Source organism: Acinetobacter lwoffii (assembly GCF_024129685.1).
In the GTDB taxonomy this organism is placed as follows: Bacteria; Pseudomonadota; Gammaproteobacteria; order Pseudomonadales; family Moraxellaceae; genus Acinetobacter; species Acinetobacter lwoffii_X.
Genome location: NZ_JAMXXL010000010.1, coordinates 55,106 through 68,703 on the forward strand (window position 1 = coordinate 55,106; position 13,598 = coordinate 68,703).

The following is a 13,598-nucleotide window of genomic DNA, read 5'->3' on the forward strand; positions in this document are numbered from 1 at the left end:
TGGCTATCATCCAATAGTACTTCATGCAGACTTGCGGATATCAAAAACGCGCTGTGCCTTACCTTCAGAGCGTGGCAGACTTCCTTCTGGCAGCACTTCGACACTTACGGTGATTCCGACCATGGTTTTAATCTGGCTTTTCAGCTGAGTTGCCAGCTGATGCGCCATAATGTCACTGCTATCTTTACGCATTTCGGTACGGATATGCAATGTATCCAGATGTCCTTGTTTGCAAATCTCAATCTGATAGTTTGGGATGAGTTGCTGGATTTGTAAAATCTGCTCTTCAATCTGTGATGGGAAGACATTCACCCCACGGATAATCATCATGTCATCACTACGGCCGACAATCTTGTCCATACGGCGCATGGTGCGTGCCGTGCCTGGCAATAAACAGGTCAGATCACGGGTACGGTAACGGATTACCGGCATGCCTTCTTTAGTAATGGTGGTAAATACCAGTTCACCCAGTTCGCCATCTGGCAGCACTTCACCGGTTTCAGGATGAATAATTTCAGGATAGAAATGATCTTCCCAAATGGTTGGGCCATCTTTGGATTCCAGACATTCCATCGCGACACCGGGTCCCATGACTTCTGATAAACCATAAATATCCAGTGCATCAATGCCCAGACGCTCTTCGATTTCCTTGCGCATTTCATTGGTCCATGGCTCTGCACCAAACACACCGGTTTTGATCGAGCAGTTTTTGGCTGTGCCAAATTTCTTTTCAAGCGCTTCAATAATATTCAGGCAATAAGATGGCGTAACCATCAGTGCTGTCGGTTTAAAGTCATGAATCAGTTGCGCCTGTTTATCAGTTTGTCCGCCAGACATTGGGATCACGGTTGCACCCAAGCGTTCAACGCCATAATGCGCGCCTAGACCGCCCGTAAACAGACCATAACCGTAAGACACCTGGATGATATCTTTACTGCTCAAGCCGGCTGCACGTAATGAACGCGCCACCACATCTGACCAGACATTAATATCATTTTGGGTATAACCAACCACAGTCGGCTGACCGGTGGTGCCAGAAGAGGCGTGCACACGCACAATCTGTTCCTGTGGCACAGCGAACATGCCAAACGGATAGTTATCGCGTAAATCCTGTTTGGTGGTAAACGGGAATTTGGCCAGGTCTTCCAGAGAGTTAAAATCGTCTGGATGCACGCCAGCATCATCAAATTTCTTTTTATAAACCGAGCTATTCTGATAAGCATGCTGCAGAGTCTTTTTCATACGCTGTAGCTGAACACTGCGTAGCTCATCAACCGATACTTTTTCAATTTTTTCCATTGCATTGTTATTCATATTCTTACTCCTGACGCAGTCTTCCTGACCACGGTTTAATTCATTGATTGAATGATATGTTTAATCCATATTTTCTAAAACCAGTGCCACACCTTGACCCACACCGACACACATGGTGCAGAGTGCATATTTGCCTTTACGGCGTTTTAGTTCTTTCATGGCCGTGATCACCAGACGGGTGCCACTCATACCCAGCGGATGACCCAAGGCGATGGCACCGCCATTCGGGTTAATTCTGGAATCATCGTCTTGCAAGCCGAGTTCACGAATCACGGCCAGTGACTGCGCAGCAAAAGCTTCATTCAGCTCAATCACGTCCATCTGTTCCAGACTGAGTCCAGTCTGTTTCAGCACTTTATGTACTGCTGGCACCGGCCCAATGCCCATATATTTGGCTTCCACACCGGCACTGGCCATTCCAATCACTTTAGCTTTCGGGCGCAAACCATACTGCTCAGCAAACTGCTGATTGCCGAGTAATACGCAAGCCGCCCCGTCATTAACACCCGAAGCATTACCAGCGGTGACTGAACCGCCTTCTTTACGAAATGGGGTTTTCAAGGCTGCCAGATTATCCAGCGTCGTTTCTGCACACGGGTGCTCGTCTTGGGAAATGGTCAGAGTGGTTTTCTTCGGACCTTTAACCTCGACTGGCAGAATTTCTTCGGCAAAAATACCTTTTTGCTGCGCTACTGCGGTTTTCTGATGGCTGTGATAGGCAAACAGGTCTTGGTCTGCACGGCTAATCTGATACTTTTCAGCGACGTTTTCGGCAGTTTCCGGCATGCTATCGATGCCAAACTGTGCTTTAAATTTTGGGTTGATAAAACGCCAGCCAATGGTGGTGTCATAAATTTCAGGGGTACGGCTAAAGGCAGTTGTAGGTTTGGATTGCACAAAAGGCGCTCGGCTCATGGATTCTACGCCACCCGCCAAAATAAATTGAGCCTCACCCGATTTGATGGCACGGGCTGCCAGTCCAATGGCATCCAGACCTGAGGCACATAAACGGTTTACGGTCAGTGCTGAAACAGATTCAGGCAACCCTGCGAGTAAAGCAGCCATACGCGCCACGTTGCGGTTATCTTCACCGGCCTGATTGGCACAGCCTAGGATCACTTCATCCAGTTCTGCCCATGGCAAGGCCGGATGCTGATCTTTCAGATATTGAACCGGTAGCGCTGCCAGATCATCAGCACGAATGCTGCTCAGTCCACCGGCATAGCGTCCGATTGGGGTGCGAATTCCATCAAAAATATAAACCTGTTCCATGATTCTTCCTTTTAGCCAGCAACACGTAATGGTTGCTGCTGAGTTTTCTGTGCATATCCCTGCACCGCTTTCTTTGCTAAATATATACTAGTTCTATAGCGGTCTTCACCATAAATACGATACATATTTTCTAAAATTTGTAAAATTGTGTAATATCCAATTTTATCTGCCCATCCGAATGGACCACAAGGATAATTCACGCCATATTTCATAGCAGAATCAACATCTTGTTCTGATGCGATATCATGCAGTACCGCTTCACAGGCTTCATTCACCAACATGGCAATACTACGTATAACATAAAGACCGGGATGATCCTTAGACCAAATAGGTATCATATCCATACCTATGAGGAATAGCTCCACTGCCTGGCGTTGTTCAGCACTACATGCTGGTGATGCAACGACTGGAATCGATTGGGCATTTTCCCAATCTGCATGCCAATCCATCAACACCACAGGCTCATGCGGATAAGCCAGTTCAACCGACTCGCCGAGCGATAATCGCAGGGAAAGATCACCAATCAGGATTTCATTCTGTTCTGCCGCCTGAAAACTCAGCTCCACATGAGAGGCCTGTTTTAAACGTTCAATCAGTGCTGCTGAATGCAGCCATTCACCTTTTATCGTGACTTTGAGCTTATTCAGCGACTTGGCATAACACACTGGCAATTCATATACAGGTGCAGGCTGGGACTGCGTATAATCATAAAAACCCTGACCGGACTTGCGACCATAACAGCCGGCATCGACCAGCTCTTTTTGAATCAAGGATGAGCGGTAGCGTGGCTCATAGAAAAATTCCTGATAGACACTTTGCGTGACCGAGAAATTCACATCCTGACCAATCAGGTCGGTGAGTTCACACGGTCCCATGGCAAAACGGCCACATTCGCGCATGATGTAATCGAGCTGTTCGGGTGTGGTAGCATTTTCCTGCAAGGCACGAAAGGCTTCGGCATAATACGGTCGTGCGACACGATTGACGATAAAACCGGGTGTCGATTTGGCTCGTACCGGAACCTTGTTCCAGTGCTTCATTAGATCAAATACAGCATCGGCAATGACTGCTGAAGTTTTCAGTCCGCGGATAATCTCGACCAGTTTCATCACTGGGGCCGGATTAAAAAAATGCAGGCCAATCACTCGCTCGGGATGTGGAATCGCCGAGGCAATTGCGGTAATGGAAATTGAAGAAGTATTAGACGCAAAAATCGTCTGTTCCGGGCAAATGGCAGCCAGCTGTTGAAACAGGTTTTGCTTCACTTCTTTCTTTTCAACAATGGCTTCAATAATTAAGCCCGCATCGGCAAGCTGCTGAATGTCCTCTGCAACAATCAGATTGGCGAAGGTACTCTCCAGCAATTGCTGGGTCATTTTGCCATTTTGTACGCGCTTGCTCAGCTGCGCCTCTAAAGCAGTCAAGGCACTCTGAACTTTGCTGCGATCGAGATCAAACACATAGGTCGGATGCCCGTGCATGGCTGCCAGTTGTGCAATGCCAATCCCCATGGTTCCAGCACCGACCACAGCAACTTTGACTTGTCCCAAATTGATCTGTTGCATGATTTAGCATCCTTTATATTCAGGGGTACGCTTCTGCATAAAGGCTTGTACACCTTCCTTATAATCGCTTGAACGTCCAGCCAGACGTTGCAGGTCACGTTCCAGAATGAGCTGCTCATCCAAATTGTTTTCTGCTGCGGCATGAATGGCTTTTTTGATCAGGGACAGACCATAGGTCGGTTGCTGAGCCAGATGCTCCGCCAATTTTTTCGCTTCTGCTTGCAGTTGCTCATCTTCAACCACCTGCCAGATCATGCCCAGTTGTACTGCACGCTCAGCCGGAATTTTATCGCCGAGCATCGCTAGGCCCATCGCCTGAGCACGGCCGACCAGACGCGGTAGGAACCAGGTACCGCCTGAATCTGGCACCAAACCAAGACGGCAAAAGGCCTGAATAAAGGAAGCCGATTTTGCTGCCACCACAATGTCACACGCCAGGGCAATATTGGCACCTGCCCCTGCTGCTACTCCATTCACGGCACAAATCACCGGTTTAGGCATTTCGGTAATCAGCTTGATCAAAGGGTTGTAATATTTTTCAATCGATAGGCCTAAGTCCGGTGCATCGGCATTCGGATCGACCACACGGTCATTCAGATCCTGACCGGCACAGAAACCGCGGCCTTCGGCTGAAATCACCACGGCACGAATCTGGCTATCTTTAGCCCAGGCCTTGATGACCTTGGAAACTTCCTGATGCATGGTTTCATTAAAGCTGTTGAGCTGTTTTGGACGGTTAAAGGTCAGGTAGCCCACTGCATTTTTTTCTTCGACAATAATTGTTTGATAATCCATTACACACCTCTAAATTCTGGTTTTCTTTTTTGTAAAAATGCATTGATGCCTTCCTGGCGATCTTGGGTCGCCGCCAGCCAGACAAAATGTTGACGTTCAAGTTTCAGTCCCTGACTTAAAGTCACTTCATGAATCGACTTTAAAGATTGCTTGATGGCACGAATGGCCAGCGGTGCCTGCTTGGCAATTTTTTCTGCTAGTTCCAGTGCGTATTGCACGGTCAATCCTGCCGGACAAACCTGGCTACTAATGCCATGTTGCAAGGCTGTTTGTGCCGAAATCATTTCACCAGTCATGGCCCAGCGCATCGTTAATTGCTGACCGACCAGACGGGCCAGACGCTGGGTTCCACCGGCACCCGGCAACATACCTAAACCGATTTCAGGTAAGGCAAACTGGGCATTTTCTCCGGTCAGCACCATGTCACCATGCAAAGCCAACTCGAAACCTGCACCAAAAGCATAACCATTTACGGCCATGATTAAAGGCTTGGAAAATTCATCAATTTTTTTCCAGAGCAGTGGGCGTTGGTCTTGCTGGATGCTGACCACATCTAACTGCGCCAGCTCATTTAAATCAGCACCGGCAGCAAAGCATTGCGTATTTCCGGTAATGACCACGGCTTTCACGGCAGCATCTGCTTCCAAGTCCTGTAAACAAGCTGCAATGTTTTGCAAGGTGGCATTGTTTAAGGCATTGCGCTTTTCCGGGCGATTCAGCTCAATCAGGACTACGCCGGGTTTTGGTGAGCTGGTTTTAATATAGGTCATCCTTGAACTCCTGCTGTGCTCAGTGCTGTAAATTCAGCTGTTATTCATCAAAACTCAGACGTACATTGGCCGTGGTTGGACGTGCCTGACAACTGAGCACATAGCCTTTCTGGATTTCATCTTCTGCCAGACTGTAATTCACCGCCATTTCAACCTGCCCTTCTAACACCTTACATTTACAGGTGGCACAGACGCCGCCCTTACAGGCATATGGCAGGTCTGCTCCGGCACGTAGTGCAGCATCTAAAATACTGTCATCCTGTTTGGAGACTTCCACAATCAACTCGCGACCATCGAGGATGATATTGACGCGTTCTTCACTGCGGCTTTCCATCTGCTGTGCGGTTGCTCGTGGTGCAGTACCGGTATTAAAACGTTCGGTATGAATTTTGCTGCGCTGAATTCCCCAAGTCGGTAATACCGTTTCGACCGCTGCCATCATTTCTTCCGGACCGCAAGCGAAACAGTGATCGGCTTCAGCAGAAATCAGATTGGCCTGAAACAGCTGTTGCAATTTGTCTGCATCAATCCGACCATTAAAGATGTCACTGTCATTCAGTTCACGTGAAAAAATATTTACCAGTTGCAGACGCTCTTTAAAACGGTCTTTCAGGTCCATGATCTGTTCAGAAAACATGGTCTGTTTCCAAGAACGATTGCCATAGACCAAAGTAAATGTGGCTTCTGCTTGACGGTTCAGCACCGACTTTACAATCGACAAGATTGGCGTAATGCCACTGCCTGCTGCAAAGCCTAGATAATTCTGGCCACCGGCCTTGGCGGCTTTCTGAAAGAACACCCCTTGCGGTGGCATGACTTCTAAAACATCACCCGCTTTGAGATGCGCATTGGCCCAGGTTGAAAACTGACCCTGATCAATTTTTTTAATCGCAATACTCATGTCTTCCTGAGTATCACTACAAATGGAGTAACAGCGGCGCAGCTCGCCGTCATCGGTTAAATGACGAATGGTCAGGTGCTGCCCCGGCTGATATTGGAAAGCATCCAACTGCTCAGGCGCGAGATCAAAGGCAATGCAGATCGCCTGCTCGGTTTGTGGCTGAATCGATTTAATGGTTAACGGTATAAATTGGCTCATGGCAAAATCCTTCTTTTAGGTGGCGGTGTTCAGGCTTGTTATTGGTTTACCCTGCCCACCGCGCAATCGTTACAATTAAATACATTTGAAATAGTCAAAAGTTTCTAAGCAGTCCCGACATTGATATAAAGCTTTACAGGCGGTCGAACCGAATTCACTTAATAATTTGCTGTTGTTACTTAAGCACTGTGGACAGGTGATGCCATCGGTCAATGCCACATGCGTACCACAGCTATGTGACTGGCCTTGCGGCGGGGCAATACCATATTGCTGTAATTTGTGTTTGCCCGATTCACTCATCCAGTCCGTGGTCCAGGCTTCAGACAGGTCCACAATGACTTTGACCGGCGTCAAACTGTTCGCCTCGAAAGCCTGGGTAATTTCTGCTTTTAATATATCTGTGGCTGGACAGCCGCTGTAGGTCGGCGTGAGTCGCACCACAATTTCATCCTGCTGATTCAGCTCGACGCCACGAATCATACCTAGATCAATCACTGACAATACCGGAATCTCTGGATCAGAAACCTGCTGCAAAACGTCCCAACATTGATCTTCTACGTGTCGAATCAGATTCATGCGACTCACTCCCTGTGATTGTGCCGAATTACCAGTTCATGTTTGGATATGAGCGCTGCATGTATTGCAGTTCAGCCAAAACAAAACCGAGATGTTCTGTATGTAAACCTTGTTTAGCCCCACTACGATAAGCACCCAGCTCTGGCAGGCTTAATTCAAATCGCACTAACTCGGCTGTAATGGTCTCCAGCCACTGGGCTTTTAAATGTTCAATCTCTGGAATGACTCCGCTATCGACTAGCTGTCTTTCATCAGCCGTCAGGACAAAAAGCTCTTCGGTAAAACGCCATAACTGGTTTAAACCTTGCTGGGTTTTCTCGTGGGCTTCTGCTGTACCTAAACTTAGGCGCTCCATCCAGGTGGTGGAAAAACGCTGGTGATATTTCACTTCTTTGAGTGACTTCACTGCAAAAGCAGCTAGTTCAGCATGCTGACTGTGACTTAAGGCGCTAAACAATAAAGCGTGGTAGTGATCCATCAACCACTGGCGCACCAAAGTCTGGGCAAAATCACCATTCGGCTGTTCACACAGCAGCAAATTACGGTATTCACGTTCGGTGCGGAAATATGCCAGTTTGTCTTCATCACGGCCCTGTCCTTCCACTTCACCGGCCAGACTGAGGGCAGTACGTGCCTGACCCAATAAATCCAGTCCGATATTGGCCAAGGCAATATCCAGTTCCAGTTCAGGGGCATGGCCACACCATTCTGCCAAACGATGCGACAACACCAGTTGACTGTCGCCCACATGTAAAAGAAATTCTGCCAATACTTGATTTGTCATAATCTTCACCTTTCCCTTTACATGTGCTCGATGCCAGCTGGAATGTTATAAAAGGTTGGATGGCGATAGACCTTGTCCAAAGCCGGTTCAAAAAATTCTGCTTTTTCATCTGGCTGGGAAGAGGTAATCAATTCAGATTTCACCACCCAGATACTGATCCCTTCATTGCGGCGGGTATACACATCGCGGGCATTTTGTAGTGCGACCTCCTCATCTGGCGCACGCAGGCTGCCAACATGACGGTGACTCAGACCCTGTTTACTACGCACAAACACTTCATAAAGTGACCAGTTGTTTTTGTTATTCATGAGCAAATTTCCCTATATTGATCAAACTGTTTTAAGCAACTTTTTGTGCTGCTGACTGTTGCTGCTGTTTTTGCGCATAGACTGCTGCTGAATCACGTACCCACTTACCGCCTTCCCAAGCTTTGCGGCGTGCTTCAATACGCTCATGGTTACACGGTCCCTTGCCTGCAAGAATCGCAAAGAACTCATCCCAATTGATTTCACCAAATTCATAATGTCCGGTTGCTTCATTGAATTTAAGGTCTGGATCGGGAACGGTTAAACCCAGCTGCAAGACTTGCGATACAGTGTTATCGACAAATTTCTGACGTAAATCATCGTTGCTGAATAATTTAATTTTCCACTGCATGCTTTGTGCACTATTCGGTGAATTATCATCACTTGGACCAAACATCATCAGTGCCGGCCACCAGAAACGGTTCACTGCATCCTGTGCCATCTGCTTTTGTTCCGGCGTACCATTGGCCAATTCCATCATGGCTTCAAAGCCCTGACGCTGATGGAAACTTTCTTCTTTACACACACGCACCATAGCGCGGGCATAAGGACCATAAGATGTACGGCACAGCGCAACCTGATTGACAATTGCTGCACCATCTACCAGCCAGCCAATCGCGGCAACATCGGCCCAGCTCAGGGTTGGATAGTTGAAAATTGAAGAATATTTCATGCGACCGGCAATCAGCTTATCCATCATGTCGTCACGATCCGCACCCAAGGTTTCTGCAGCACTGTACAGATACAAAGCATGACCGGCTTCGTCCTGAACTTTTGCCATCAGCACAGCTTTACGCTTCAAGGTCGGTGCACGGGTAATCCAGTTGCCTTCCGGCAACATGCCCACCACTTCAGAGTGTGCATGCTGACCAATCTGACGAATCAAGGTCTTACGATAAGCATCCGGCATCCAGTCCTTCGGCTCGATGGAAATATCCTTTTCAATCTTTTGATCGAAGATTTGTTGTTGATTATTCATTGTTCCCTCACTTATCCCAAGTGTTGATACACTCAAATTAAAACGATACGTAATTAAAATCAATATCTATTTATTGGTATCATTTAATTTTCACCCCTTATTTTTAATAAATATTTGTTTTATATAACTTAATATTTTTTATTTTATTGTTACGCATTTTTAAATACAGATTTATGATTGACATTTTCAATTTTTCAACACAAATTATGAAACATCAAAATTAAAATACATCTCAAAACGTATCATAAATGGAGTTTTTACAATGTTAGAGTTAGACAGCAGCTCAAGCACAACGGATTATCAAGATACTGAATCAACCCATAATCCTATTGCCATCAAAAGCTTATCTTCACTGGTGTACGGCCAGGAATACGCAGCGCAAGCCGATTTACGTACGGTTTATCATGCCATTAGCGGTGAAGCGGTTTATCAGGTCGGCAGTCAGGGCATCGATACCCAAGCCGTGGTGAAGTATGCCAAACAAAAAGGCGCGACTATTGCCACATGGACCTTCCATCAACGTGCCAATGCACTGAAGCAAGTGGCTCAGTATTTGATGGAACGCAAAGAAGACTTTTATGAGCTTGCCAAAGCAACCGGCTGTACCCGTAAAGATGCCTGGATTGATATTGAAGGCGGGATTGGCACCTTATATGCTTATTCGAGTTTGGTGCGTCGTGAACTGAGTGATGAAACAGCATGGGTCGAAGATGCCTGGATTCCTCTTTCTAAGCAAGGTAGCTTTGGCGCGAAACATATTCTGACGCCTAAAGCCGGTGTCGCCGTGCATATCAATGCCTTTAACTTTCCGATCTGGGGCATGCTGGAAAAAATCGCACCGACACTGCTGGCAGGCGTACCCTGTATTGTCAAACCGGCGACCGAAGGTGCCGAGCTGACTCATGCCGTAGTTAAAGCCATTCATGAAAGCGGTTTCTTGCCAGAAGGTTCACTGCAGCTCATTTGCGGACAGGTCTATGATTTATTTGATCATTTAAATCCTCAAGATACGGTCACTTTTACCGGTTCTGCTTCAACAGGGCAAAAACTGCGTTCGCATCCACACTTAAATGCCTACTCGATTCCATTTACCATGGAAGCAGACTCGGTCAACAGTGCGATTTTGACGGCGCAAGCTAATGATGAAACGATTGATTTATTTGTCCGTGAAGTTTTCCGTGAAATGACCACCAAAACCGGACAGAAATGTACCGCTATTCGTCGTGCCTTTGTGCCAGCCAAGCTATTGGATACAGTACAAAGTCGCCTGATTGCAAAACTGAAAAAAGTGGTCGTCGGTGACCCCGCTCAGGAAGGCGTCAGCATGGGGGCTTTGGCCAGCGTCAAACAGAAACATGATGTCGCGGCAAAAGTTGAACAGCTGAGCCAGGATGCAGAGATTGTATTCGGTAGCCACTTGCGCCAAGACTTTAAGCTGCAAGTACAAAATACTGAGAAGTCTGCATGTTACCCACCGACAGTACTGGTCTGCAAAGCACCAGTTCAGGCAGAAAACATTCATAAGATTGAAGCCTTTGGGCCTGTAGTGACTTTAATGCCATATACTGACTTGGCTCAGCTGGCTGACCTGGTGGCACGTGGCGAAGGTAGCCTGGTGGCATCCATCGTACGCAATACCGATGAAAATATTGAACAACTGCTCAGCAAAATTGCGCCATGGCATGGTCGTGTCCATATTCTGGATGCTGAAAGTGCCAAAGAAAGTACCGGACATGGCTCTCCATTACCTTTACTGGTTCATGGTGGACCGGGACGTGCCGGTGGCGGTGAAGAACTCGGCGGCTTGCGTGCAGTCAAACATTATATGCAACGTACTGCGATTCAAGGCTCGCCAAATGCCATGACTCAGGTCGGCCATAGCTGGACGGCTGGAGCTCAAGTCTTTGAAGACCGCGTGCATCCTTTTAAAAAATCATTTGATGAATTGCGTATAGGCGAGCGTTTACTGACTGCACGACGTAGCGTGACCGAAGCGGATCTGGTGAATTTCGGCTGCCTGAGCGGTGATCACTTCTATGCGCATATGGACAAGATTGCTGCAGCAGAATCCCTGTTTGGTGAACGTGTGGCACATGGCTATTTCGTGGTGTCTGCCGCAGCCGGTTTATTCGTTGATGCCGCCCAGGGCCCAGTCATTGCCAACTATGGCATGGACAACTTGCGCTTTGTAGAACCGGTGAAAATTGGCGATACCATTCAGGTAGAACTGACCTGTAAGCAGAAAACTCCAAAAGCACTGCGCGATCCGGCACAGAAGCCACATGGTGTCGTGGTCTGGGATATTAAAGTAAAAAACCAACGCAATGAACTGGTTGCAACCTACGATATTTTAACGCTGGTTGAGCGTGGCTAAAAATTCACACCAAAAAAAGGAATTATTATGATTCCTTTTTTTTGTCTTTTAAAATTATTTGTATCTATTTTTAAAAACAGATTGACGTCTATCCATTTAGCCTCTAGATTATTTAAATGCGATACAATATAAAAACAACAAACAAATTAAAAGTATCAAATAAATATCTCAAACGATCAGCACAGGATGTTGCATGATGAATGATAAATCGCTGAACCTAGAAATGGTTGAAAGGACGATTCAACCAACAAATCAAAATTTTGAGCCTACACCGACAGAAACGGCCGTGCCGCTGTCTGAACAGATTGAACCACCACCGGAAAGCAGCACCTATCAATGGTATGTGGTGGTCATTTGTATGGTGGCTTACATTCTGTCATTTGTAGACCGTCAAATTTTATCGCTCATGATTGAACCGATTAAAGCCGATTTAATGCTAAGCGATACCCAGTTTAGTCTATTGCAAGGTCTGGCCTTCTCCTTGTTTTATGCCATTATGGGTCTGCCCATTGCCGCGCTGGCGGATCAAAAGTCCCGAATTAAAATCATTGCAACCGGGATTGCGTTTTGGAGTCTTGCCACAGCGGCTTGTGGTCTCAGTAAAAACTTTATTCAAATGTTTATTGCACGTTTGAGTGTGGGTGCCGGTGAAGCTGCGCTTTCCCCTGCCTTTTATTCAATCGTTGCCGACTTATTTCCGAAAGATAAATTAGGCCGTGCACTCGGGGTATATGCGATTGGTGCCTTTATTGGTTCGGGTTTAGCTTTCCTGATTGGCGGCTATGTGATTGGCTTGCTAAAAGATGTCAGCTTCGTGGCTTTACCGCTTATTGGTGAAGTGAAAACCTGGCAACTCACCTTTATGATTGTGGGTCTACCGGGCGTATTGCTGGCACTGCTCATGGTACTGACGGTGCGTGAACCTGCACGTAAGGGCATGAAAGTCGGTCAGGATGGTCAGGTCATTAAAGCCTCTTTTAAAAACTCGATCGGTTTTATCAAGACACATAAAAAGACCTTCTTCTGTCATTTTATTGGCTTTTCTTTTTACACCATGATGCTGTATTCGCTGCTGGGCTGGGCACCTGCCTATTACATGCGTAATTTCGGTCTGGATGCGAGTCAAACCGGTTATATCCTCGGTACGATTATTCTAGTCGCGAATACTTCGGGTGCCTTATTCTGTGGCTGGTTGATCGACTTCTTCTCGAAACGTGGCTATAGCGATGCTGCAATTCGTACCGGTGCGATTGGCTGTGCAGCGCTGATTATTCCGAGTGTGCTCTTCACTCAGGTCGATAATATGCAGCTTTCATTTGCGCTGATTTTTGTGGCGATGTTCTTCTCCACTTTCCCGATTCCTGCATCGGCTGCTGCTACGCAAATGCTGACACCGAATCAGCTACGCGCACAGGTATCTGCCAAATTCCTGCTGGTTTCAAACCTGATTGCCTTAGGCGTCGGAACCACCGCTGTGGCATTAATCACGGATAAATATTTCCAGAATACCTTAATGGTTGGTAACTCGATCTCGATCGTCAATGCGATTGCCGGATTGATTGGTTGCTTCCTGTTGTACAAGGGCTGTCAGTATTATCGTGAAAGTATGAAAGTCGAGAAACTGGCTGACTAAAATGGCTGGATATTGCTAAACCTTCTTAATTTTCACTTTTAAAGGCCTTTAATCCACATTAAAGGCCTTTTTATATCAGCCCAAAAAGTTCAATTTTCAGGTACTCATCATTCAATTCCGATCCAGCCTAGA

The 13,598-nt window shown here is 46.8% G+C and carries 12 protein-coding genes; 2 read left to right on the plus strand and 10 right to left on the minus strand.

Features of this window, described 5'->3' with window-relative positions; translation table 11 throughout:
- Window positions 1–21 precede the first annotated feature (21 nt).
- The 10 genes from paaK to paaA all read right to left on the minus strand — a co-directional run bounded on the left by paaK (window position 22) and on the right by paaA (window position 9,459).
- Window positions 22–1,314, minus strand: coding sequence for a phenylacetate--CoA ligase PaaK (paaK, locus tag NI464_RS06875; protein ID WP_253138022.1), 1,293 nt, complete (start codon window positions 1,312–1,314; stop codon window positions 22–24).
- 60 nt (window positions 1,315–1,374) lie between these two features.
- Entirely contained in the window at window positions 1,375–2,586 is a 1,212-nt protein-coding gene (pcaF, locus tag NI464_RS06880) for a 3-oxoadipyl-CoA thiolase (RefSeq protein WP_253138023.1), read from the minus strand.
- An 11-nt stretch (window positions 2,587–2,597) separates the two neighbouring features.
- Window positions 2,598–4,151: a 3-hydroxyacyl-CoA dehydrogenase gene (locus NI464_RS06885; RefSeq protein ID WP_253138024.1), complete on the minus strand. Its 1,554-nt coding sequence runs from the start codon at window positions 4,149–4,151 to the stop codon at window positions 2,598–2,600.
- A gap of 3 nt (window positions 4,152–4,154) precedes the next feature.
- Window positions 4,155–4,946 carry a 2-(1,2-epoxy-1,2-dihydrophenyl)acetyl-CoA isomerase PaaG gene (gene paaG, locus NI464_RS06890; RefSeq protein ID WP_004279188.1) on the minus strand — a complete coding sequence of 264 codons (792 nt, stop codon included), beginning with the start codon at window positions 4,944–4,946 and terminating at the stop codon, window positions 4,155–4,157.
- Window positions 4,946–5,716, minus strand: coding sequence for an enoyl-CoA hydratase-related protein (locus tag NI464_RS06895; protein WP_253138025.1), 771 nt, complete (start codon window positions 5,714–5,716; stop codon window positions 4,946–4,948). Before NI464_RS06895 ends, paaG begins: the two co-directional genes overlap by 1 nt.
- Window positions 5,717–5,756: 40 nt before the next feature.
- A complete protein-coding gene (locus NI464_RS06900; protein ID WP_253138026.1) occupies window positions 5,757–6,815 on the minus strand; it encodes a 2Fe-2S iron-sulfur cluster-binding protein in 1,059 nt (352 codons plus the stop codon).
- 75 nt (window positions 6,816–6,890) lie between these two features.
- Window positions 6,891–7,391 carry a 1,2-phenylacetyl-CoA epoxidase subunit PaaD gene (paaD, locus tag NI464_RS06905; protein ID WP_074384102.1) on the minus strand — a complete coding sequence of 167 codons (501 nt, stop codon included), beginning with the start codon at window positions 7,389–7,391 and terminating at the stop codon, window positions 6,891–6,893.
- A gap of 28 nt (window positions 7,392–7,419) precedes the next feature.
- On the minus strand, window positions 7,420–8,175 hold the full coding sequence (paaC, locus tag NI464_RS06910; RefSeq protein ID WP_253138027.1) for a 1,2-phenylacetyl-CoA epoxidase subunit PaaC: 756 nt from the start codon (window positions 8,173–8,175) through the stop codon (window positions 7,420–7,422).
- A 17-nt stretch (window positions 8,176–8,192) separates the two neighbouring features.
- Entirely contained in the window at window positions 8,193–8,483 is a 291-nt protein-coding gene (paaB, locus tag NI464_RS06915) for a 1,2-phenylacetyl-CoA epoxidase subunit PaaB (protein WP_004279183.1), read from the minus strand.
- Between the two features lie 31 nt (window positions 8,484–8,514).
- The gene (gene paaA / locus NI464_RS06920) at window positions 8,515–9,459 is read right to left on the minus strand and encodes a 1,2-phenylacetyl-CoA epoxidase subunit PaaA (protein ID WP_100328957.1); all 945 of its coding nucleotides are present in this window, start codon (window positions 9,457–9,459) and stop codon (window positions 8,515–8,517) included.
- Between the two features lie 262 nt (window positions 9,460–9,721).
- Between paaA and paaZ the strand changes: the two genes are divergently transcribed.
- Together paaZ and NI464_RS06930 are read left to right on the plus strand one after the other, a co-directional pair.
- The gene (paaZ, locus tag NI464_RS06925; protein ID WP_253138028.1) at window positions 9,722–11,833 is read left to right on the plus strand and encodes a phenylacetic acid degradation bifunctional protein PaaZ; all 2,112 of its coding nucleotides are present in this window, start codon (window positions 9,722–9,724) and stop codon (window positions 11,831–11,833) included.
- 193 nt (window positions 11,834–12,026) lie between these two features.
- Window positions 12,027–13,466 (plus strand): spinster family MFS transporter, encoded by a 1,440-nt coding sequence (locus NI464_RS06930; RefSeq protein WP_039901959.1) that lies wholly within the window; start codon window positions 12,027–12,029, stop codon window positions 13,464–13,466.
- Window positions 13,467–13,598: the final 132 nt, after the last annotated feature.